General features: G+C 70.3%; 19 protein-coding genes. 11 read left to right on the top strand and 8 right to left on the bottom strand.

Features of this window, described 5'->3' with window-relative positions:
• Positions 1-123: 123 nt before the first annotated feature.
• Entirely contained in the window at positions 124-1,002 is an 879-nt protein-coding gene (locus ACZ48Z_RS12405; RefSeq protein ID WP_468735774.1) for a hypothetical protein, read from the bottom strand.
• Between the two features lie 42 nt (positions 1,003-1,044).
• Positions 1,045-1,875 (bottom strand): lysozyme family protein, encoded by an 831-nt coding sequence (locus tag ACZ48Z_RS12400; protein WP_468735773.1) that lies wholly within the window; start codon positions 1,873-1,875, stop codon positions 1,045-1,047.
• 348 nt (positions 1,876-2,223) lie between these two features.
• Between ACZ48Z_RS12400 and ACZ48Z_RS12395 the strand changes: the two genes are divergently transcribed.
• The 8 genes from ACZ48Z_RS12395 to ACZ48Z_RS12360 all read left to right on the top strand — a co-directional run bounded on the left by ACZ48Z_RS12395 (position 2,224) and on the right by ACZ48Z_RS12360 (position 10,864).
• On the top strand, positions 2,224-2,904 hold the full coding sequence (locus tag ACZ48Z_RS12395) for a hypothetical protein (RefSeq protein ID WP_468735772.1): 681 nt from the start codon (positions 2,224-2,226) through the stop codon (positions 2,902-2,904).
• Positions 2,904-3,185 (top strand): hypothetical protein, encoded by a 282-nt coding sequence (locus ACZ48Z_RS12390; protein WP_468735771.1) that lies wholly within the window; start codon positions 2,904-2,906, stop codon positions 3,183-3,185. Before ACZ48Z_RS12395 ends, ACZ48Z_RS12390 begins: the two co-directional genes overlap by 1 nt.
• A gap of 79 nt (positions 3,186-3,264) precedes the next feature.
• Positions 3,265-3,579, top strand: a complete 315-nt coding sequence (locus ACZ48Z_RS12385; protein ID WP_468735770.1) for a hypothetical protein — start codon at positions 3,265-3,267, stop codon at positions 3,577-3,579.
• 13 nt (positions 3,580-3,592) lie between these two features.
• Entirely contained in the window at positions 3,593-4,348 is a 756-nt protein-coding gene (locus tag ACZ48Z_RS12380; RefSeq protein WP_468735769.1) for a DUF8175 domain-containg protein, read from the top strand.
• 1 nt (position 4,349) lies between these two features.
• The gene (locus tag ACZ48Z_RS12375) at positions 4,350-5,591 is read left to right on the top strand and encodes a hypothetical protein (RefSeq protein ID WP_468735768.1); all 1,242 of its coding nucleotides are present in this window, start codon (positions 4,350-4,352) and stop codon (positions 5,589-5,591) included.
• Between the two features lie 166 nt (positions 5,592-5,757).
• Positions 5,758-7,251 carry an SCO6880 family protein gene (locus ACZ48Z_RS12370; protein WP_468735767.1) on the top strand — a complete coding sequence of 498 codons (1,494 nt, stop codon included), beginning with the start codon at positions 5,758-5,760 and terminating at the stop codon, positions 7,249-7,251.
• Positions 7,248-9,053 (top strand): ATP/GTP-binding protein, encoded by a 1,806-nt coding sequence (locus ACZ48Z_RS12365; protein ID WP_468735766.1) that lies wholly within the window; start codon positions 7,248-7,250, stop codon positions 9,051-9,053. The genes ACZ48Z_RS12370 and ACZ48Z_RS12365 overlap by 4 nt, the downstream gene beginning before the upstream one ends.
• Positions 9,041-10,864, top strand: a complete 1,824-nt coding sequence (locus ACZ48Z_RS12360; protein ID WP_468735765.1) for a type IV secretory system conjugative DNA transfer family protein — start codon at positions 9,041-9,043, stop codon at positions 10,862-10,864. Before ACZ48Z_RS12365 ends, ACZ48Z_RS12360 begins: the two co-directional genes overlap by 13 nt.
• Here ACZ48Z_RS12360 and ACZ48Z_RS12355 read toward each other — a convergent pair.
• Positions 10,761-12,002, bottom strand: a complete 1,242-nt coding sequence (locus ACZ48Z_RS12355; RefSeq protein ID WP_468735764.1) for a DUF418 domain-containing protein — start codon at positions 12,000-12,002, stop codon at positions 10,761-10,763. The genes ACZ48Z_RS12360 and ACZ48Z_RS12355 overlap by 104 nt on opposite strands.
• Entirely contained in the window at positions 11,999-12,391 is a 393-nt protein-coding gene (locus ACZ48Z_RS12350; protein ID WP_468735763.1) for a DUF3592 domain-containing protein, read from the bottom strand. Before ACZ48Z_RS12350 ends, ACZ48Z_RS12355 begins: the two co-directional genes overlap by 4 nt.
• A 179-nt stretch (positions 12,392-12,570) precedes the next feature.
• Between ACZ48Z_RS12350 and ACZ48Z_RS12345 the strand changes: the two genes are divergently transcribed.
• Positions 12,571-13,605: a C40 family peptidase gene (locus ACZ48Z_RS12345; RefSeq protein ID WP_468735762.1), complete on the top strand. Its 1,035-nt coding sequence runs from the start codon at positions 12,571-12,573 to the stop codon at positions 13,603-13,605.
• Between the two features lie 180 nt (positions 13,606-13,785).
• On the opposite strand, the gene ACZ48Z_RS12340 is transcribed toward ACZ48Z_RS12345, so the two are convergent.
• The 3 genes from ACZ48Z_RS12340 to ACZ48Z_RS12330 form a co-directional block, all read right to left on the bottom strand.
• A complete protein-coding gene (locus ACZ48Z_RS12340; RefSeq protein ID WP_468735761.1) occupies positions 13,786-14,430 on the bottom strand; it encodes a hypothetical protein in 645 nt (214 codons plus the stop codon).
• Between the two features lie 39 nt (positions 14,431-14,469).
• Positions 14,470-15,504: a hypothetical protein gene (locus tag ACZ48Z_RS12335; protein ID WP_468735760.1), complete on the bottom strand. Its 1,035-nt coding sequence runs from the start codon at positions 15,502-15,504 to the stop codon at positions 14,470-14,472.
• Between the two features lie 235 nt (positions 15,505-15,739).
• Positions 15,740-16,153 carry a DUF4913 domain-containing protein gene (locus ACZ48Z_RS12330; protein ID WP_468735759.1) on the bottom strand — a complete coding sequence of 138 codons (414 nt, stop codon included), beginning with the start codon at positions 16,151-16,153 and terminating at the stop codon, positions 15,740-15,742.
• 515 nt (positions 16,154-16,668) lie between these two features.
• Between ACZ48Z_RS12330 and ACZ48Z_RS12325 the strand changes: the two genes are divergently transcribed.
• Positions 16,669-18,072 carry a hypothetical protein gene (locus ACZ48Z_RS12325; RefSeq protein ID WP_468735758.1) on the top strand — a complete coding sequence of 468 codons (1,404 nt, stop codon included), beginning with the start codon at positions 16,669-16,671 and terminating at the stop codon, positions 18,070-18,072.
• A gap of 120 nt (positions 18,073-18,192) precedes the next feature.
• Positions 18,193-19,767 carry a glycosyl hydrolase gene (locus tag ACZ48Z_RS12320; protein WP_468735757.1) on the top strand — a complete coding sequence of 525 codons (1,575 nt, stop codon included), beginning with the start codon at positions 18,193-18,195 and terminating at the stop codon, positions 19,765-19,767.
• Positions 19,768-19,876: 109 nt separating this feature from the next.
• On the opposite strand, the gene ACZ48Z_RS12315 is transcribed toward ACZ48Z_RS12320, so the two are convergent.
• Positions 19,877-22,795 (bottom strand): AfsR/SARP family transcriptional regulator, encoded by a 2,919-nt coding sequence (locus ACZ48Z_RS12315; protein ID WP_468735756.1) that lies wholly within the window; start codon positions 22,793-22,795, stop codon positions 19,877-19,879.
• Between the last annotated feature and the right edge of the window lie 171 nt (positions 22,796-22,966).

Here is a 22,966-nt window from a genome sequence, read left to right as displayed (position 1 = left end):
GGTGCTCGTGGGAGGGGAGTGTTCCGAGGGACGGTCCACGTCTGTTTGACGCCTGGTGTACGAGGCGATTGACGGGCCGGTCAGCGCCGGTGCACCGGAGTGCGCGTGGTCGCGCGGGAGGGTTCAGACGTAGGCGCCCTCCAGCACCTTCACGTGCCTGTGGACCTCTTCGACGATTTCGGTGTGGCCGGGCGGCAGCGCGCCCCGACGGCTCAACATGTCCCACATGTGCAGCAGTTCGTGTCCATGGGTGACGGCGGCCCGGGAGTCGTCGAGCTGCTGCCAGGCCGCCGCCGCCCGCGCCACGTCCATCGGCGCCCGCTCGTCGCGGGCACCGCACCGGATCCTGGCCACGGCCAGCGCCAGTACGACGGCCTCGCGGTGGTCGCCGCGCAGGTACGCGAGGTATGCCTCCAGGGCCCGCGCCTCCAGCGCGTGCGGATGCTCGGCGCCCACCGAAACGGTCAGGCGTTCGCGCAGCGCGGTCGCCCCGGCGAACGCCTCGTCGAGCCGGCCGGCGGCCCCCAACGCGTTGATACGGCCGATCTGTTCGGAGAGTTGGGCGGGGAGCAGGTCGACGGCGGGGACGGGTTCCTGCACGGCGGTACCGGTGGCGGCAGTGGCGCGGGCGCGGGCGACCGCGTCGGCGATGGCGGAGGTAAAGGTGGCGGAGGCGGTGACGGCGGGCGGGGACGCGATGTCGGCGGACGGCTCGGGTTCCGGCTGGGAGGCCGACCGCGGTTCGGGTTCCTGTGCTTCCCCGGATTCGTGCGCGAGGACGTGGCTGGAGCCGTCCGGCAGTACCCGGAGGACGAAGTGGGCCGTACCGGGGCCGTCGCCGACCGTGGCCTCCACGGCCGCGCCGGACTCCTCGGCGTACCGGTGCAACGCGTCGAGCACGGCCTCGTGCACGGACTGACCGGGGGCGGGGACGAGCGGGTCGCCATTGATCTCGGCGAGGCCGTCGTCGGAGACGTACACCTTGAAGCGGTCCAGGTCCATGGCTGTCCTTCTCGTACGGCGGGTCTGGTGGAGGGGGGTTCGTCAGTTCGTGTGTGTCGGCGTCGAGGTGGGCGTGACACCGGGGGTGGCGCCCGAGGGCGGAGCGGCGATGCCCTGGTACTTGGCGAACTGGGCGCGGATGGCGAGGACGTAGCTCAGGGCGTCGTTCGACGCCGGGACGCCCTTGGCCGTCTTGACGGCGTCCATTCCGACGGCGTAGCCGGCCAGGGCGAGGTCCAGGACGCTGTTGGTGGTGTTGCCGTCCTTGTCGGTGGTCTTCACGACCGTGCCGTCGTCGAGCAACGTCTGTCCCTGGCCCGCCAGATCGCACATGTAGCGGCCCAGGGCCATGATCGAGTCCTTGTTGTCCGTCGCCTGCGTCTTGCCGTTGTCGTCGTCGTCCTTGCCGTACTTGCTGAAGTTGTCCGGCGTCAGCTGTGAGATGCCGGTCTCGCCGTGCGGGCCGACCAGGGTCGAGTTGAAGCCGGACGCCTTCTCCAGCTGGGAGGCGATGACGATCGGGCCGATCGCGTCGCACTGCTCGCCGGCCTTCTGGATGGGGTCCACCAGGTCCGAGGGGACGGTGGCGGTGTCCAGCTCGCCCTTTCCGTCGCCCTGGAGGACGGTCACCATCTGGTTCGCCGTGTCGTTGTCGCTGCTGTAGTCGTCGGCGCTGCCGCCGCCTCCGCCGAAGAGCAGGATCAGCGCGATGAGCGGGGCGAGCAGGACCCCGAGCCCGCCGAAGATGATGATCAGCGGCACGGCGCCCGCCACGGCGAGCGGGATCATCACACAGCCGCCCACGCCGGCGCCGGCCACGCCGTACATGACGGCGTTCGAGCCTGCGCCGTCTTCGCTCTCTGCGGCACCCATCCGCGTCCTCCGCCTTCTTCGACTCGTCTTGAACCGCTGTGGCCACATGGCCCGTTGTGCTGTCCAACGGACCCGGTAGACCGAAACGGGCCCAGCGGCGAAAAAGTTCAAAACAGCGGAAACCGGATGAGTTCAGAGCAGTGGAAGCACGAGCCATGAGGGGGGCGGAACATCATGGGCACGCCATCAGCACCACAACCGAGCCCACAGCCATGGGTACGGGGACCCAAGTCCACGCAGTCCACACAGCCGGCACGCCCGGGAACGGACGGCGGCACGGCCGCCCCCGTCGGGCAGACGGCGCACTCCCCGCACCGGGGCTTGGACGGCGGGCTGCTGTCCCCACCCGTGCGGCAGGGGGCACCGGCCCCGCAGCATGCCGTACAGCCCGCCCCGGGCCGGACGGCTCCGGCCGTTCCCCGGCCCGCGGCACCCGCCGCACGGCAGACCATCGCCCCCCGGCCTGCGGCGCCCGCCGCGCGGCAGGCTGCCCCCCGGTCCAACGCCCTGGCACGCAAGGCCTCTTCGGACCGCCCGGCGGAACAGAGCAGGGGCCAGTCGAAGCGGCCCAGGACGGCGGCGCGCGGCAGGTCGCGGGAGGACGTCGGGTGGGTCAAGGCCCACGGCGGCTCCGGCGCGACCTCGCTGGTCGAGGCCCTCGGCGGCGTGGACGTGGGTGCCCGCTGGCCGGAGCCCGCGCGGGGCGAGCCGTACCGGGTCGTCCTGGTCGGCCGGACCAGCGCGAGGGGACTGCGCTCCGTGTCCCGGGCACTTGGTGAGCTCAACGACGGCAACGCCCCGCAGGGGCTCGAACTGCTGGCCGTGGTGCTCGTCGCCGACGCCCCCGGGCGGCTGCCGATCGGTCTGCTGCGCCGCATCCGGGTCCTGCGCTCCGTCTCCCGCGTGCACCGCGTGCCCTGGATCCCGGCGTGGCGCACGGACAGCCCGATGAAGTACATCCCCAGGCAACTCGTCACGCTCTCGCGGCTGGTGGGCAGCGACGTCTACGGCGAGGGAGCCATGTCGTGATGCAACACCCCTCCGCCATGCAGTACTTGGCCGACGGGTACGACCCGGGCGACGACGGTCACCTGATCCTCAACACCCTCTCCTGGTGCGCCTCGGCCTGTGGCGTCGCCGGACTGATCATCGTCGGTATGCAGATGGCGCTCCAGCTGCGCCGGGGCGACCCGGGCGAGGGCGGTGAGCACTTCCGGGGTGTCTTCTTCGTCGTCCTGGGCTGCGTGATCGCCACCACGGCCGGTCCGCTCGTCACGTTCCTCGGCGACCTGACCCTTCAAGGTCCCTGAGACCAACAAGCCTTCCAGTACTGCCAGTTCACCGCCCCGCCCCCACTCGGGCCGGGCGCCGACTCCTCGGAGAATCCTCATGTCCGCACTGCTCCACGAAGCCTCCAACTACCTTGCCGCCGTCGTCCCCGCACCGTCGGGCGGCGCCAACGTCCCGCAGCCGACCAGTGGCGCCCCCGACCCACTGGTCAAGAAGGTCAACGTCGTCCTCGGCATTCTTGCCTGGGCCGGCACCGCGGCAGGTGTCTGCGGCGTGCTGATCACCGGCGCGATGATGGCCATCTCCGTCAAGCGGGGTGAGAGCTCGGAGCACATGAGCCGCCTCGGCATGGTGCTCGGCGGCTGTGTCCTTGTGGCCACGGCAGGCCCGATCGTCCAGTTCGTCTTCAACTAGAGAGCGCGGGACAGTGCGCATCTTCAAGCGCGGAGAACAGCGGTCCGAGGAGTCCGGGCCGTACTGGAGGCAGCGCAGTTGGCAGGCATCGGCGGGGTTCCTCGCGCTGGTCGTCGTCCTCGGCGTGATCACCACGCTGACGTCGGGCTCGCGCTCCGACGGCCATGCCGGGGCGCCGGTGTCCAAAGGCCCGCTGTCCTCCAGCGTCACCAAGAAGGACGGCCGTCCCGGCGGGTGCCGTACCGACGACAGCGCGGGCGACGCGATCCCCACGGCCGTGCCGAAGGACATCAGTTGGCACCCGCTCAGCATCGGGCGTGTGCCGGTCTCGGCCTCGGCGGGGCCGACCAGGATCGAGGGTGCCGTGTGGTGGTGCTTCGCGCACACCCCCATGGGCGCCGCGCTGGCCGCCACCGACATCCCCACCCAGATGAGCGGATCGCAGTGGCGCACCGTCACCGACCAGCAGGTGGTCGCCGGGCAGGGACGCGAACTGTTCGTGTTCCAGCGCACCGCGGTGCCGGACACGGACAGTTCGAACAGCGCCCCGGTCACGTCGTCCTACACCGGGTTCCAGGTGACCTCGTACACCAGCGAGGCGGCGACCGTCAGGCTGTTGATCAGGAACGAGCAGGGCTATGCCGCGACCAGCGTCTCCGTGCGCTGGAGCGGTGGCGACTGGAAGGTCCAGCCCGACGGAAGCGGAGGCCTGTACTCGCAGCTGGCCACCGAGCAGAGCGCCGTCGGCTACACACTCTGGGGGGTCTGACGTGGCGGCCTGCAGCAACGGGAATCCGCTCGCGGACGCGATCACCGGGTTCTTCAGCTTTCTCGGCGACCCGGTCGGGACGGTCATCGGTCTGATCGCGAAGTCGATCCTTGCCGCCGCGATCGCGGTGTTCGCGGGGCTGGCCGACAGTGTCCCGACCCTGAACGACACGACCACCTCGCACGACCTCAGTAACAAGACATCGTGGATCGTGGTCTATCTGGCCGTCGGTTCGCTCCTGTTCGCGGCCGGCAAGATGGCGATCGAGCGCAAGGGCACCGCCGGTGTCACCGCGCTGAAGGGCATCATGCGCGTCGTCCTCGTCTCGGGCGCCGCCACCACCATCTGCCTGGCCGCGGCAAAGGTCGCGGACGACTACTCCACCTACCTGTTCAACAACTCCGTGCAGAACGCGCTGGACAACATCGGCGCCTGTGGGGACAACAGCGACATCCAGTCCTTCCTGCTGCTGATCCTCGCCTTCCTGCTGCTGCTCGCGGGCATCCTGCACACGATCCTGATGTACATCCGGCTCGGTGTCATGATGATCATGCTCGGCACCCTGCCGTTGGCCGCCGCGGCCTCGATGACGGACTGGGGCGCGGGCTGGTGGCGCAAGCACATCGGCTGGATGATTTCCTGGCTGCTCTACAAGCCCGCGGTCGCTCTCGTGCTGAACGCCGGCATGACGATGATCAGCCAGGGCAAGACCGGCACGAACCCCAACGTCAACACCCGTATCGCCGGCATCGGCGTGATGCTGCTCTCCGCCATCGCGCTGCCCGCGCTGCTGAAGCTCGTCGTACCCGCCGCCGCTGCCATGGGCACCGGCAACCCGATGGCCACCGTGGGCCAGGCGGGCAACCAGCTGGCGAGCGGTGCCGTGCAGATCGGCGCCATGAGCGGCGGGTCCGGCGCGTCCGGCGGCGGCGGGCAGAAGGGCCCGAGCGGAGCGAGCGGCACCGGCGGGTCCGGCGGCGCGTCCGGCGGCGGCGGTGCGGACGGCGCGTCCGGCGGCGGCGGACAGGACGGCGCGTCCGGCCCGGGCGGTCCGAGCGGTGCGAGCAAGGGCGGTGGCGGTGCCGGCAAGGCCGCGGGCGCTGGAGGCAAGGAAGCCGCGGCGGCGATGGGCGGCCCCGCCGGTATCGCGATCCTCGCGGCCGTGGCCGCGACCCAGGTCGCCGGCTCCACCGTCTCCGGCGCCGTCGAGGGCGGCGACGGAGAACTCGGCAACAACAAGTGAACCCGGGGGAGTCCACGACACCCAGGCGGTACGCCCGTACCTCCTCCCGGCGTCGCCTCCCCTGACGAACGGCCGCCGGGCGCCCTCCCCCCAGGGCGTCCGGCGGCTCCCCATCGGCCTCAACCCACGTCGTACCAGCGTCACTTCACGAGAGGAAACCGGTCACATGTCCACGGAAGCCGTCTCCCATCCGACCTACGGGAACTGGCGCAGGCCGAGGCGCGCGGGGCTCGGACCGCTCGGACTCCTCGGCACCTTCGTGATCTTCGGTGGCCTCGTCGCCACCCTGCTGGCGTCACTGATCTCGCTGTACGCGGCGATCATCGTGTTCGTGCCGGTCGTCCTGTTCCTCATCCCGCTCGCCATCCGCACCCAGGACGGCCGCAACGTCTACCAGCTCTTCGCCCTGCGCGTCGGCTGGTGGCGCCGGAAGGCCGCGGGCGCGCACCTCTACGTCTCGGGCCCGCTGTCCGCGCGGCCGGGCGGCCGGTTCCGCCCGCCGGGGCTGCTCAACAAGGTCACCGCGAGCGAGGGCCGTGACGCCTACGACCGGCCCTTCGGGATCCTGCACCACCCGCAGCGCGACCTGTACACGATCGTCCTGGGCTGCGACCCCGACGGTGGTTCGCTGATCGATCCGGACCAGGTCGACGTCTGGGTCGCGCTGTGGGGCGAGTGGCTGGCCCGGCTCTCCCACGAACCGGGACTGAAGGGCGCCACCGTGATCGTGGAGACCGCCCCCGACCCCGGCACCCGGCTCGCCCACGAGGTGCTGCCCCGCATCCACCCCGACGCACCGGCCGCGGCCCGCGCCGTGATGGAGGAGGTCGTCGACCGCTACCCGAGCGCCTCCTCCGAGATGCACACCTACGTCACCCTCACCTACGGCAACCCGGCGGGCCAGAAGCGCAAGAAGGAGGACGTGATGACCGAACTGGCCATCCGTATCCCCGGCCTGCTCAGCGGGCTCGTCGCGGCCGGCGGCGGCGCCGCCTACCCGCTGTCGGCCGAGCGGATCGCCGAGGTGGTCCGGGTCGCCTACGACCCCGCCGTCGCCGCCGACGTCCTCAACGCCCGTGCCATGGAAGGCGGAACGGGCCTGGAGTGGGACGACGCCGGTCCCGCCGCCGCCGTGGAGACGGTGAACGCCTACCAGCACGACTCGGGTGTCTCCCGCACCTGGATGCTGACCCTGGCACCCCGCGGCACCGTCCGCTCCTCGGTGCTGCGCGGCATGCTGGAGGCCGCCCCCGGCACCCGGCGCAAGCGGGTCGCCCTGGTCTACCGGGCCATCGATCCCGCCACCTCGGCCCGTATCGTCGAGGCCGACCGGCGCAGCGCCCAGTTCATGGCCACGTCCGGCAAGGGCATGGTCCAGGCACGCGCGGCCTCCGAGGTGCGTGCGGCCGAACAGACCGCCGCCGAGGAAGCGTCCGGCGCCGGACTCGTGGAGTTCTCCCTGATGCTGACGGTCACCGTCGACAACCTGGAGGAACTCGCCGACGCCAGCGTCACCGTACGCAACCTGACCGCGGCGTCCCGGGTGCTGATGCGCCCCGCCGACCGGATGCAGGCAGCCGCGTTCAGCTGCACCCTGCCCGCCGGAATCCTTCCGTGGGAACAGACCCTCGTCCCGCACGAACTGCAGGAGGCGCTGTGAGCCGCCGAAGCGAAGAGAAGCTGGCCGAGCGCGCGGACCGGCTGGCCGAGGAGGAGTCGCTCCGGGACCTGGCCGCAGGCGGATCAGGACTGGTCGGCCTGGACGGATACGGCGCCGGGGCCGCCGCGAAGAAGCCCGCGAAGGCCAAGGCCGCGTCCGACGCCAAGCGTGGCGGCAAGGAGAAGGGCCCCGCCAAGCCCCGGGAGCTGTACATCCCGGCCCGCGGCTGGCAGGGGGCCGGCGGTGGCCGAGTCGGTTACATGGACCCGCCCACCATGTGGCGTGCCACCACGGTGCAGGCCTGCGGTATGTGGCCCTTTGCCGCCGGTTCGGGCTCGCCCATGACCGGAGTGCCGCTCGGGCAGCATCTGACCACCGGTGCCACGGTCTGCGGCGACCCGCTGAACTGGTTCACCCGGGCCCGCTACATCTCCAACCCCTCCCTGTTCATGCTCGGTATGCCGGGCCTGGGCAAGTCGACCCTCATCAACCGGATGCTGATCGGGCTCGCCGCGACCGGTGTCGTCCCGCTGGTCCTCGGCGACCTCAAGCCCGACTACGCCGACACCGTCCGCGCCCTGGGCGGCCAGGTCATCTCCATCGGCCGCGGCCGGGGCGGCATCAACGTCCTGGACCCGGGCGCCATGGGGGAGGCCGCCGCGAAGATCGGCGGCGAGGCCGGCGAGGTGCTGAAGGCGGAAGCCCACGGCCGGGTACTGAACATGGTCGCCGCCCTCATCACCATCGTGCGCGGCCGGCCCATGGACGACCACGAGCAGTCCGTGCTCTCCGCCGTCCTGCACCACCTGCGCGAACGCACCCCGCCCGGCCGCACGGTGCTGCTGCCCGACGTGCTGCGGGTCCTCACCGAGGGCCCCGACCGGGTCCGCGCGGTCACCCTCGACCGCGGCGACGACACCCGCTACCGGGACGCCGTGGACCCGCTGCACCGCTCCCTGCTCGGCATCCTCGACGGCCCGCTCGGCGACACCTTCGCCTCCGAGACGTCCACCCGCATCGACGCGAACGCACCCGCCGTGTGCATCGACATCTCCGGCATCGGGGAGGCCGACACCCAGCTCACCGCCGCCGCGATGCTCGCCGCCTGGTCCGACGGCCTCGGCACGGTCGCCGCCTCCCATGCCCTCGCGGACGCCGGACTGGCGCCGCGGCGCTGGTTCTTCACCGTCCTCGACGAACTGTGGCGCCCGCTGCGCGCGGCCTCCGGCATCGTCGACCGCATCGACGCGCTCACCCGTCTCAACCGCTCCCTCGGCCTCGGCGACGCCAAGATCACCCACACCCTCAAGGACGCCGAGGCCCTCGGCACCGACGCCGACCGTGCCAAGGCGCGCGGCTTCGTCGAGCGCGCCGGCATGGTCGTCTGCGCCGGACTGCCGAAGACCGAGATGGAGGACCTCGGCAAGGTCGTCGGACTCTCCCGCCGCGAGATCGAACTCGTGTCGTCCTGGTCCTCGCCGCCCGGCTGGGGCGTGCGGGGCGAGGACGAGGAACCCCCGGGCCGTGGGCGCTTCCTCATCAAGGTCGGTGGCCGCCCCGGCATCCCGATCAAGGTCGCCATCACCGACGCCGAGCGCGAGCTGCACAACACCAACACCCGCTGGACGACCAACGAGGCGGCCATCGAGCAGGCCGCCGCCCGCACCGCCCTGGAGGTCGCACGGCTCTCCCAGGAGGGGCCGCTGCCATTGGCCTTCCCGGGCGAGTCGGCCCCCCTCGCGCTCCCCGGCGACCCGGGCATCCCCGTCGTGGAGGCCTCGGCCAGGGGGTGGACGGCGTGAGCGGACCCCGCAGCACCGACCTCGGCGACCAGATGCAGTGGGCCATCGCCGCGCTGGCCGGCTTCGGCGTCCTCGCCTTCACCGTCGTGTGGGCCGGCGGCACCTTCGGCGCCGGTCTCTCCGGCGTCGGATGGGACGCCCCGCCGTTCGCCATGTCGACCGTCTCCACCCTGGTCTCCGACGGGCCGACCGCGCTGTGGCCGGGTGCCCCGGTCGCCGTGCTCTACGTGGGCATGCTCGGCATGCTGGCGCTCTTCGCCGTGCCCGCCGCCCTCGCCGTCACCTTCTTCATGGACCGCGGCAAGGCGCCCAAGGGCCTCGCGGGGAAGCGTGAACTCGCCGCCATGTGCCCCAAGGGCATCGAAGCCCGCGCGCGCGAACTGCGCCCCACCCTCAAGGGCCGCGACGAGCTCCACCCCGACGAGACCGGCAACCTCCTCGGCGACCTCGACCCCAAGGGCCCCGAACTGCGCAGCAGTTACGAAGACGTGGAACTCGACCTGATGGCGCCGCGTGCCGGCAAGTCCACCGGCATCGCCGTACCCCGGGTGCTGCGAGCCCAAGGCGCGGTCCTGCTGACCTCCAACAAGTCCGACGTGTACGCCGTCACCCGCGCCCAGCGCGAAAAGGCCGGCACGGTATGGACGTTCGACCCGCAGGGCATCGCCCACGCCCCACGCGCCATGTGGTGGAACATCCTCGGCGAGTGCCACAGCATCGAGGGCGCCCGCCGGATGGCCGGTCACTTCGTGGCGTCCGTCAACGACGACACCGCGAAGAAGGACTTCTGGATCTCGGCCGCCCAGAACACCCTGACCGCGCTCTTCCTGGCGGCCGCCCGCGGCCGGGCCCCGCTGTCCGAGCTGCTGGCCTGGCTCGCCGACCCCGCCGACCGCACCCCGATCGACCTGCTCCGCGAGGTCGGACTGGTCGCGATGGCCGAGCAGTTGCAGGGCACGGTGCGTGGCGCGGTGGAGACCCGGGACGGCATCTACGAGACCGCCCGCCAGACCGCGTCCTGCCTCCTCGACCCGGAGATCCTCGCCTGGGTCACACCCGATCCCGAACTCCCGGAGTTCCGCCCGAACGAGCACGTCCTGGGCACCGACACCCTCTACCTGCTGTCCAAGGACGGCGGTGGTTCGGCGGCCGGCGTCATCGCGGGTCTCGCCGACGCGACGATGCGGGCGGGTGTCGTGGCCGCCGAGCGGATGGGCGGCCGGCTCGACCCGCCGCTGACCGCGGTCCTCGACGAGGCGGCCAACGTATGCCGTATCTCCGATCTCCCCGACCTGTACTCCCACTTCGGCTCGCGCGGCATCAACGTCGTGACCCTGCTGCAGAGTTACCGCCAGGGTGCCCGCGTGTGGGGCGACGTCGGTATGGACGCGCTGTGGAGCGCGGCGACCGTCAAACTCCTCGGCGCCGGTCTGGACGACGCCGACTTCGTGCAGAAGATCTCCACCCTGGTCGGCCAGCACGACGTGAAGACCCCGAGCATCTCCCGCAGCAAGGACGGCACGTCACGCTCCTACTCCTACCGCCAGGAGTCCGTCCTGCCGCCCGACAGGATCCGCGCCCTTCCCAAGGGCACCGCCCTGCTCCTCGCCACCGGCGTCAAGCCGGCCCTCATCCGGCTGCGCCCCTGGTACAAGGAGCCCGGGGCCGCAGAGATCTCGGCGGCCGCTAAGGCGGAGACGGCGGCCATCACGGAACGCGCAGCGGCTCGTCTGCTGCCGGGTCCGGGCCTGACCCTCGAGAAGGGGAACGCCATGGAGTCGGAGAGTTACCGGGACGCCGCCCGAGCGTGACGGCCCGCAGCACCAGCTCGGCCGGCGCGTACCGCATGCGCCCCATGAGCCATACGCCCAGGGCGAGTTGGGCGCCGTACAGCAGCGGACAGCAGGCGAGGACGACGGCGGTGCCGACCCGATCGTAGAGACCGAAGCCGTAGCCGGTGAAGACGAGCGCGAGGACCAGTGACTGGGAGAGGTACTGCGTGAGGGCCATGCGCCCGGAGGCGGCCAGCACACGCGCCGCCGCCGGGCGCACAGCGGTCAGCAGCAGGAGCAGGCCGCAGGCGTACGACGCCGTGAGCGCGGGCGCGGTCAGCAGCGACACCGCGTGTCCGACCAGGAACCAGCGGCTGTCCAGCGGTCCGTTCGCACAGCACGCCGTCACCACACCGCCGGCCAGGCCGACCGGCAGCCACCTGACGACGACATCCTTGAGCCACTTCCGGTCCCGGCCGCGCCGCTCCACCAGGCTCACCTTGGCCGCCGCGAGGCCTGCCAGGAACGCGGCCAGCATGTCGGGGGTGTACAGCACGTTCGCGCCCATGGCCGTCGGCAGCTCGCGCAGACGTGCCCCGACCACCGACAGGAAACCGCCGCGATACGCGGCCACACTGTGCGCGACCTCGGGGGCGTACTGCCCCGGGGTGACCGGCAGCGTGAAGGCAACGGTCAGCAACCCGTACCCGAGCAGCAGCAGCGCGAGGCCCACCACCAGACAGACCGCGACCCGCAGCGCGGCCCGCGGACTCAGCCCGCGCAGGCCGTACAGGACCAGCCCCAGCGCGGCGTACGTCATCAGGATGTCGCCGCTGTAGAGCAGCACCGCGTGCACGAACCCGAGGCCGAACAGTCCGGCCGTACGCCGGAGATGGCGTCCGGCGGACCCGCTGCCCGACTGCCCCGCGGAGCGCTCCTGGAGGACGAAGCTGTAGCCGAAGAGGAACGAGAACAGCTGATAGAGGGTGGTGGTCGCAGTCACCGCCCAGGCGGCGGCCCGGTCGACGCCGGAGGCATGAGGACCACCGCCGAACGCGGTGTAAGGACTCGCCATCAGCTGGGCGTTGACGAGCAGGATGCCGAACAGGGCGAATCCGCGCAGCACATCGACGTCCTGGACCCGCCGGGAACCGACCGCCACCTCGCGTGCGCTCACCGCGTCAGCCGGGTTCCGCACACGAACACCACGGTCGACGTCAGGAACCACCCGAACGCCGGCAAAAGCAGATACCGGGGTGTCCAGAGCCGGGCCGCCGTGGGCCGGTTGCGCGGATAACACACGGGCACCGTCCCGCCGACCTGCGGCAGTCCGCGCAGCGGCCCGTACGCGCCCGCGTCGACGACGACGGGCCGCCCCAAATGGTCGGTGAACATCACGAGCCCGGTCCGCCGCCGATCACCGGAGACACGCGGGATCACGGTGCCCGTCACGAGCACTCCCCGCACCCACAACCGCGCCACGGCCGACAACTGCCGTACGGCAAGAAGGAGAAACCCGAGACCCGCCCCCGTGCACAGGGCGAGCAGCAGCAACTTGGCGTCCATACGGTCTCCTTCACCGGCCGTCCTACCTCTTCGCGCACAACGTCTCCCGCGCGCCACGGGTTCACGTCCTCACCCCGCCACCGGTTCACACCGTCACCTCTTCACTGAACCGCCGTACGGGTGGCGCCCGTTGTGCGTACGCATCCTCACCAATGCGTACGAAGGGAGCTTCGGCCCAGATGAGACGGCCCCTGCGCACACACGGCTACCGGGCGGCGACAGCCGTCGCCCTGGCCTGCGCCCTGACGGCGGCGAGCCAACAGGGCGCCCGCGCCGACCCTCAGACCCTCACCGAGGTACAGAACAAACTGGAGAGCCTGTACCACCAGGCGGAGGTGGCGACCGACAAGTACAACGCGGCCGACGGCAAGGTGAAGGCACAGAAGAGGCGTGTCGGTTCACTCAACTCCCAGATCCGCACGGCCGAGGCGAAACTGGCTCGCCTCAACTCCCTTGCCGGAGCGACGGCCAGGGCCCAGTACCGCGGCGGGGGCGTGCCCGCCGAGCTCCAGTTCGCGTTGGCCGACGACCCCGGTCGGGCCCTGGACAACGCGGGGTTGGCGCTCCAGGCCCAGCAGAACACACAGAACCTGCTGACCGGCCTGAAGACGACGAAGTCGGCCCTGCGCACCCGTACACAAGAGGCGGCTGCGGAACTGGAGCGGTTGCGGGCGAGCCGCCGGGCGATGGCGACGCAGCGCAGGACGATCGAGCACCACATCGCCGAGGCGAAGGCGCTGGAGTCCTCCCTGGCGGCGAAGGAGCGGGCCCGCCTCGCCGACCTGGAGAAGAGGGAGTCCGACCAGGCCCAGGCGAAGTGGGAGAGCACGGGCATTCTCAAGAAGGTCGGCACCGACGCGACGACCGCCGGCCAGAAAGCCATCGCCTTCGCCGTCAAGCAGATCGGCAAGCCCTACGTCTGGGGCGCCGAGGGGCCCGACTCCTTCGACTGTTCCGGCCTCACGAGCCAGGCGTGGCTGGCGGCCGGCGTCACGATCCCCCGCACATCGGAAGTGCAGTGGGCCCAGCTGAAGCACGTCCCCATCGACGACATGCGACCCGGAGACCTGATCATCTACTTCTCCGACGCGAGCCATGTGGCGATCTATGTCGGGGGCGGGAACATCATCTCGGCGCCGCGGCCGGGGCGGTACGTGTATGAGTCGCCGGCGGCCTCGATGCAGATATTGGGGGTGGTGCGGCCGGACGCGTGAACATCGAGGGCAGCTCGCCGTTCCCTTCGCAAGCCTGCGAGGGGAACGGCGTCTCCATGTCACCACGTTCCACAAGCACGCCAGAGCGCCCTGCACACCTGGGTGGTGGACAGGGCGCTCTGGCTGTGGTGCGGACCGTCGGTCAGTGCCCGTGATCGAGGACCGCCTCCGGAATCGTGACTACTTCACCACTACTTTCGGATGGGAGGTCAAGTGGGGCGACGCCGGGGGACTGGGCTTCTCGCCGGCCTCTGTCAAGGTGCCGAGAGACGACTGGAACTTCCCCGCCTTCGCCATGGCCGCGCGCTTCTGGGTCACCGCGGTGTCCTGGTTGAACGGCCGGTCGAACTCCTTGAGCGCCTCGGGCCCTCTGCTCCCGACATGACGTCGGGCGGCCTCATGACTGATCAGTCTGTGCTTGGGCCGGTCGTCGCTGTACGTGTTGGTGAATTCGGCGATGCTCGTGGTGGGCTTCCATTTGCCCCCATTGCCTTCGACCGAGAACACCTGATCCTGGAAGCTTTCCGGGCTGGCTACGCGCCGCGACACAGCCCCGGGCTTCTGCGAGTCGCCGATCAGGCGTTGGGTGTACACGTACATCTCCTGCGGAGCGTTCCTGACCATGTCCTTGGCCTGTTGCTCCGTCAGTTGGCGCACCTCGCTCGGGTCGGGTGCGCTCGGCCCCCCGTCGAAACGGTGCTGATGCCACTTGCCGTCCATCAGGGACCGGAACTCCCAGCTCGCGGCGTCGGAGTGCCGCCACAGGCTGGTGGCGGTGCCCAGTTCCTGCATGTCCATCTCGTGGGCCCAATAGGTGTATGACATCCGGCTCCTCCCTTCTTCACCTGCTCCGAGGCGGTTCTGTCAACGCCCCACAGGCGCCGGGCCCGGCGCCGCGGCGTGGTGGCTGGAGGACACGGCCGGGGGTGTATGCACGGGGATGTCACCCGGCGCGCTGTTCGAGCGAGTGACCGCGGGCCTGTTCGCCGCCTCGATCGCCTGCTCGTAGAGCGACTGGTTGCTGTTCCTCCGCTGCAGAGGCTGCTGGCGCTGGAGGGTCTCCATGGCGTACAGAATCCTCTGCACCTGGGCCAGGGCTTGCGGCTTCGGCTCCGGAATGGACGCGGGACCGTCCACCACCTTGCCGACCGGCAACGACCGCGTCAGCGTGTCCAGGCGATCCAGGTGGTCCGGTACGACGTCGGTGCGGCCCTGATACATCGAGGCCATCACGTAGTCGGTCGCTCGCACGTATTCCTTCGCCTCGGCACCGAACTTCTTCTCCAGCATGCCTGAGCGCTGAAGTTCGTAGGGCAGATGCAGCTTGTCCTTGACCTTGAGGTTGCCCGGAGTGTGCATCTGGAACTCGCAGGGGGCGCCGAGCCCGTTGGGCTGCACCTCAAGGGTCGTCACCGGGACGGGGGGCGCGACGTCGGTGGGGTCCTGCTCACGCGCCGAGATCGTGTTCGCGGTGTCCCGAACGAGGCTGTCGTTCTGGAAGGCGCGCACCTCCGGGTCCGTGGCGGCGACCGGTACGGACGGCTTGATCACGGCGTTGCTGCCCTTGTAGACGGGGTGGCGCCAGGTGTGGTTGAACTTGATGAACTCGGCGTTCTGGTCGGTCAGATGGCGGACGGCGCCCTCGGCCGCCTCCGTGTAGTTCGCGGGCTCGGTGGCCGACGAGTAGCGGTGCAGGTCCTTGACGTCGGCGAGGACATCTTCGACTACGCCCTCATAGTCGGGGAGCTGACTCGCGACCTTTCGCCGCAGGGAGTCCAGACCCTTGAGGGAGTGCTCGATGTCGCCCTGTCCCGTGTCTCCCACGAGCACCATGCCGAGATGCGCGTTGGCGGCGGCGACGCTGCGCATCATCGTGTCGTAGGCCGGCCGACGATCCACCCCGGCCTGGTGAAACGCTTTTACCGCGGCGTTCTGTTGGGGGTTCAGGCTCAGAGATACCTCGGTGCCTTCTCCCTGCCAGCTTCCATCAGGCTTTTCACCCATGGTGCGTACCTCCGGAATTCCCGGTGTGTGAACCGGAATTGTTCGTGCTTCGGCGAGAACTCAACGGGACGGAGGGGAGAAGGGTTCAACAACCTCAGAGGAGATCTTGGCGAGGGCCTCGACGTCGACGTCAGAAGCTGTAATCGTCCGCCGTCGGGACCTCCTTGGCCCGATGGCTGCCCTTCTTGCAACCGGCGAACGGACCGGAAGGGTCGCGTAGCGAGGCCATCACGTGGCCCAGGCAGTCGCGATGCCAGTTGAGCGGGCCGCTGAGCGCGGAACCGGGGCCCGTCAGGTGCTGCCAGGACATCCACAGGGCGTGCAACTGTGCCACCGCTTCGGGGTGTTCCCACCAGCGAGGGCACCAGGGGGAGGACGAAGTGGTCTCCCTGCCGTACACCGGCAGGAGCAAGTACCGTACCCAGTCGACCAGTCCTTGCAATGCGTCGTCGTATTCGGAGCCCTCCAGATAGAGGATGAACTCCGCCTTCGTCTCCGCCGCGGGGCTCGTCGGCTTCTCGGCGGCCGTGGTCGGCTCAGACATGTCGTCGTCCTTTCGAAGGGGGCGGACAGAGCAACGGTCAGAGGGAGGTGAGCGGTTCAGGTGGTGAACCCCGGGCGGCCCGCGACCCGTTGTGTGCCTCGAACACCGAGCGCGGCCCGCGCGGCCCCCTCGACGCGAGGGGCAGCGACATGGCGTACGAGGATGACGTACTTGGTGGATCCGACAGCGCGGTGGGATACGAGGAGCGCGATCGGGCGGCCACAGGCGCCCGGAGGCTCGGACCGGCGGGGCTCTTGAAGCGACGGCAGCCCGGGACCGGGACGTCCGGGAATTCCTCCCGCCGGACTCCGCCCGGACCGGACGCCGGTGCCCAGCAGCCCGTCCGATCCGAGCCGCCTGTTTTCCTGTTGCCGTTGCCGCCGGGGTTCGAGCCGCACCGGCCGGCTTCCTGATCGCGGTGCGTGGCCCGGTGGTCGAGCGCCGGGCATTGAACCACTGCCCCCTGCGGTCCGTTGTGCCTCGGCGCAGCACCTCCGACTCGAATGAGGGGCAACGTGGCACTCGACAATGCGGCTTCCCGGGGCGGGAATCGGCTGACCAAGCCGGCGTCTCACACCAAGCTGGCGCGAGACCTGCTCAGCGCCCAGTACGGGCTGCGCCACTACTACGCGCCGCCTCCGCCGCCGGAACCGGATCTTCTGACGGGGTTGTGGCAGAGCCTGCGACGTCTGTTCAGGAGACGATCGGAGCCAGGTGGCGAAGACGCGCCCGTCGGTGGTCGGGAATCCGAATCGGCAGGCCAGGCCCCGTACGGACAGGGCGTGGGCGAGCGGGCCCCGGGGACGCCGCCCGAACCGGGGTCGGTGCTCACGGAGAGGCAGCGGGAACTGCTCGCCGAGATGGAGGACATCCGAGGGCGGATCAGCCGGCTTCCGGTCACCGAGCGCGCGGCCTTCGAGGAAACGCTCCTGCGCGAGGTGGGCAGGTCCCGGAAGATGTCGACGGCGCTCAGGGAGAACCCCCGCAGCATGCCGGTCGTCGCGGCCCTCTATGAGAGTGCGGCGGAAAGGGTGTTCGAGGAGTCACGGGCATCCGCACCCGCCCAGGCCGCGGCGTTCGACGCCGAGGAACGATCCGAGCTTGCCCACGCGCTCCGCACCGCGGACCTCGACGAACAATGGGTTGCGGAGACCCGGCGAAACCGGGAAGGCCCGATGCGGACACCGGGTTCCTCGACGCACCACGATGCTCCCCTTGACCTGGCGGCCCCCGAAATGACGGAAACACCGTTTATCGGGAGACCCGTGACCAGGGCCGACGGCGGTCGACAATTCATGTTGGACCTCGCGCAGAGCCAGTCGCAGAACGGCAGCCGCTTCGAACCGGAGATGGACGGGATTCTCCGAGACATGACGGTGGCGCCTTCGCCGCACAGTCCTGCCGTGAGAGCGGATGACATGTCTGACGTTCATTCCTTCGCCCTGGACGATATGGCGTCGAGGACGTCGGTCGACAGGGAATCTCTTGACCTGCCGAAGCCGTCGGATCCGAGCCGGCTGACCCCTTTCCAGGATTTCAGCGAGCCGCTCCTTGACGCCAATACCGCGGAAGCGCAGTGGCGTGATCATGAGAGAGAGCTGAGGGACACCGTCAGCAGCGCGGATTCGCAGGTGAGTGGCATGTCCGAACATCATCCCTATGGTGCGGACCATGGACGGCCCGAGACATCGCACAGCGAGGCGCCGTCCGATATCTCGCGCTCCGTGAGGCCGGTGGATTCCAGCCACGACGCCAGAGGTGCTCAGCCCGACGCCGAGCACAGATCCCTGGTGAGCCCGGAAGGGCTGGCGTTCCTGAAGAACGACCCATTTCCGTCCTCGCGCCCCGAGGCCACCGGACCCGCTTCGCCGCCGCCGCGCATCAACTACCCCATGCCGAAACGGCCGATGAGCCGGTGAGGACAATCCGAGGGGGGTTGAACCATTCCCCACCCTCGTCCGTCGTGCCGACCGGGGCGACAACTGATCGTCGCCCCCACCTCCAACCCCACCGCGCAAGCCAAGGGAGAGGCACGCTCAATGCGCAGACACACATCATTCCTGTTCGCCCTGATCCTCGTCATCGTCGGAGTCTCCGGCACCGCCGTAGCCATCCAGGCCCACCGGTCCAGCATCGGTACGCACATCGACGGAACACCGGCCGCGGACGCCGCCGACCACACCATCACCCTGCAGAACCGCACCGACAGCCGTATCTGGGTCGGCAGCGAGGTCAACGCGGACGGCTCGACCGCGATCACCGGGCTGCCGACGCTGGACCCGGGCCAGTCCGCCACGATCAGCGTCCCCGAACACGAGGGCGCCGGGCACTGGCGCGGCACCTTCTTCGCCCGCCAGGGATGCACCGGTGACGAAGGGAGCACGTTCCACTGCGCCGTGGGCGACTGCGGACCGTATGCCGACCACTGTTCCCTCGGCCAACAGCCCACCGGACTGGCCGAGTTCAACTTCGACCCGGCCGATTCCGCGGCACCCTGGTACGACGTCAGCTACGTCGACGCCGTCGCCGCGCCCGTCACCATCACACCGAACGACGTGACGCCTCCCGCGAGCGGCGAGTGCGCGGTCGCGGGCTGTGCCGAGGATCTGCTGTCCGCCTGCCCGGCCGACAACCTGACCAAGGACCCGGCCGGCAAACCGCTCGTGTGCACCAACCCGAACCGGGACGCGAAGACCCCGTACAGCGACATGATCAACCAGAAGTGCCCGACGGCGTACGCCTGGTCGAAGCAGGACGCCGAGCCGGGCAACAAGGTCATGTACCAGTGCACCAAGTGCAGTGGTCTGACCGTCGCCTTCGGAACCGGCACCACCACCCCGGCCGACCCCGCCACCGCCCAGCCCGCACCCGTCACCACTGCCGCCGCGATCCGTAAGGGCGTCAGCCTCAACCCCGTCGACGGTGCCTCCGAGGCGCTCGCCGCCTCGGGCGCCACCTGGTACCTCAACTGGGCCTCCTCCACCGGCGCGGTCACCAAGCCGGACGGCGTCGACTACGTCCCGATGATCTGGGGCCCCGGCTCCGTCACCGACGCCGAACTGAGCGCCGCGACGCAGGGCGGCACCAAGGAACTGCTCGGCTTCAACGAACCCGACAACGGCCGGCAGTCGAACATGACGCCCGAGCAGGCCCTCGACCTGTGGCCCCGGCTGGAAGCCACCGGTCTGCGCCTGGGCGCACCCGCGGTCGCCGCCGACGCCAACCTGGACGGCAGCTGGCTGGACCGCTTCATGAAGGGAGCCGCCGACCGCAACCTGCGCGTCGACTTCATCCCGCTGCACTGGTACGGCTCCGACTTCGGCCCGGACGCAGCCAACCAGCTGCGCGGCTATCTGCAAGCCGTCCAGGACCGCTACCACAAGCCGGTCTGGCTGACCGAGTACGGCCTGATCGACTTCTCCCAGGGCACTCCCCGCTATCCCAGCGAGCAGGAACAGACCGACTTCATCAAGTCGTCGACACGGATGCTGGACAGTCTGAGCTTCGTGGAGCGCTACGCGTGGTTCACGCTGTCCACACAGACCAGCCCGACCGGCCTCTACGACGGTACGACCGCCAATGCCAGCGGCCGTGTGTACCACGACGCGAGCTGAACGGGGGTTGAACCGCTCTCGCCTTCCATCCGTTGTACGGGTGCAGCCTGGCCGTGTCCCCGCTCCCCCCTGGGGCCACGGCCAGGTCGTGGCCGATCGGAGGCCCGGGTCAGGCGACGCGCTTCGACTCCGCGGCCCGCGCCCCGGCGTCCGGCGGAGCGTCCGCCAGCCGGCCGAGGCGCTCGCGGATCTTGGCGGCGTCCTGATGGTCGAACTCCACGAAGATCGCCAGGGCCTGTTGCCAGCTGTCACGGGCGGCCTCCGGCTCGCCGGCGGCCAGTTGGACGTCACCGAGGTTGCCCAGGGTGTGGCCCTCTCCCCACCGGTTGCCGACGTCGCGGTGCGTCTTGAGGGCCTGGTGGTAGTACGCGACGGCTTCGTCGTGGCGATGGAGGCGGCTGTGGGCCGTACCGAGGATGTCGAGGGTGACGCCTTCGACCCAGGGGTTGCCGCTGGCGCGCAGGACGGTCAATGCCTCCTCCAGGCACCCGACGGCCTCGTCGAATCTGCCCTGCCGCTGGTAGATGTCGCCCAGATTGCACAGGCAGATTCCCACTCCCCAGGAAGTGCCGATGATCCGTTCGACCGCCAGTCCACGGCGGATGTACTCCGCGGCCCTGCCGAGCTGGCCGCACTGGAGATAGGCGTCGCCCAGATTGGTCACGGCCGACGCCCTGCCGTCCGTGTCCCCGAGCTCTCGGTAGGCGACCATCGCCCGGCGGAAGTGGTCGATGGCCTCGTCGGAACGGCCTGAACCGCGCAGCGCGGCGGCCAGGTCCGCGAGACCCTGCGCCTCGCCCCGGCGGTCGTCGTCGGCACGCGCGGCGGCCAGGCCCGCCCGTGCGGTGTCGACCCAGTCGTGCGTATGGCTGCGAAGATAGAAGAACCCCCACAGCACGGCAGGCAGTCGCCACGCGATACCCGGCCACCCGGACCCGGCTGCCTGGTGGACCGCGGCGACCAGGTTGGCCCGCTCGGTCTCGCACCAGTCCAGGGCCTGGTCGTGCGCCGTGAACTCCAGGGGCCTGCACAGGGCCGGCAGCGGGTCGAGGGGAATCCGGCGACGCTGCGGAGTGATGAGCGGGTAGGCGGCGTCAGCGGTGTGCAGATACCAGGCGAGCAGCCGCCCCACGGCTCGCTCCCGCTCCAGGGGCGCCTCCTCGGCGTGGACGCGTTCGGCGGCGTAGACCCGCAGCAGGTCGTGCAGGGTGTAGCGGCCCGGGAAGTGTTCGGTGAGCAGCTGGGCGCGGGTGAGTTCGACGAGCAGTGCCCGGACCTCCCGCAGGGGGAGCCCGGCGAGGGCCGCCGCGGCGGGTGCGGAGATGTCAGGTCCGGAGTGCAGGCCCAGCAGGCGGAACAGACACGCGGCGGGATCTGACACCGCTTTGTACGACCAGGAGAAGACGGCCCGTACATCGGTGGTGATGTCGTCGCCGGAGGCGAAGGCGTCGAGGCTGCCGTGACTGTCACGCAGTTGCCCGGCGATGGCACTGAGCGGGAAGCCGGGGTGGGCGACGGCATGGGCGGCGACGATGGCCAGCGCCAGCGGCAGCCGGGCGCACCGGGTGATGATCTCGTCCGTCGCCTGAGGTTCCGCCGCCGGCCGGTCGGTGCCGAGTCGGCGCGTCAGGAGGTCATGTGCCTCGGCGGGTGTCAGCTGGTCCAGGGGCAGCGGATGAGCCCCTTCGCCGGCGACCAGGCCGGTGAGCTGGTTGCGGCTGGTGACGATGACCAGGCTGCCGGAGGAGCCGGGCAGCAGGGGGCGGACCTGGTCGGTGTCGCGGGCGTTGTCGAGCAGGATCAGCATCCGCCGCTGGGCGAGCATGCTGCGATAGAGCGCCGTCTGCGCGTCGAGGCCGGCGGGAATCCGCATCGGCGGGACGCCGAGTGCGTCGAGGAGGGTACGGATGGCCTCGTCAGGCGTCACGAGGGAGCCGGTCGGATCGAAGCCGCGCAGATTGAGGTAGAGCTGTCCGTCGGGGAAGCGGTCGGCCATCTCGTGCGCCCAGTGCACGGCCAGGGTGGTCTTGCCGATGCCGGCCATGCCGCCGATCGCACTGATCACCACGGTGGCCGGGGGACCGTCCTGCTCGGACAACAGAGCACGGGCTCGCTCGAGTTCGGCGTGCCGACCGACGAACGTAGGCAGATCGGCGGGTAATTGTGCCGGGCGGGCCGCGTGTAAGACGGTGTGAGAGGCGGCCGGCACCGGAGGGTCCGGCGGCACCGGCCGTCCCGGCGGGAGGGTGTCGAGGGACGCGTCGGCCGCCAGTATGCGGTCGTGCAGGTTCTGCAACGGCGTACCGGGTTCAATGCCCAGTTCGGCCACCAGGGTGCTCCGCGTAGCGCGGTAGGCCGCCAGCGCCTCGGCCTGCCTCCCGGACCGGTAGAGGGCCAGCATGAGCAGTCGGCACAGCTGCTCGCGCAGCGGGTACTGACCGGTCAACGCGATCAGTTCCGCGACCACGTCGCTGTGGTGGCCGCGTTCCACTTCGATGTCGAGCCAGCTCTCCAGCGCGACCAGTCGCGCCTCGCTCAGCCGGGAGCCTTCGGACTCGGCCAGGGGACCGGGGAGACCGGCAAGTGCCGCGCCCTGCCATGCGTCGAGCGCCGCCCGTAGCAGCTCGGCGGCGGCGGACAGTTCCCCAGTGGCGCGCAGCTTCCTCGCCTCCGCGACCCGTTGCTCGAACACGCTGAGATCAAGGCCGTCCTCCGGCAGCCGGATCAGGTACCCGTCCCCGACCGACACCACTACACTCCCTGTCCCGGCCGCCTTCCGCCCCGACTCGATCGCCTTGCGCAGGCGCGATATGTAGGTCCGAAGCACGGACACGGCAGCCGCGGGCTGCTCCTCGCCCCAGACCGCGTCGAGGAGTTCGGCGAGTGCGACAGCGCGTCCCCGCCGCAACAGCAGCGCTGCCAGTACGGCCCGCTGCTGTGGCGAACCAAGGTCCAGCTCCTGTTCACCGCGCCAGGCCCGGACCGGCCCCAGGACGGCGAAACGTACGGAAGTCTCGTAGCCGTTCATCCTCCGGACTGTACTCAACAGCCCACCGGCGGAGGCCGCCTGGTGGAATGTCACCTTTCGTTCCGGTCGTCGCTGTTCCGTGGGCCGAGGAATTGAACCGTTCCGGTCCGGGGCCCGTTGCGCTACCCGGACCGTCACGCCTTTCCCGATCGGGGCCATTCAGCCGGGACG

The organism is Streptomyces sp. NPDC031225 (assembly GCF_055570355.1).
This window is presented reverse-complemented; position numbering and strand designations above follow the sequence as displayed.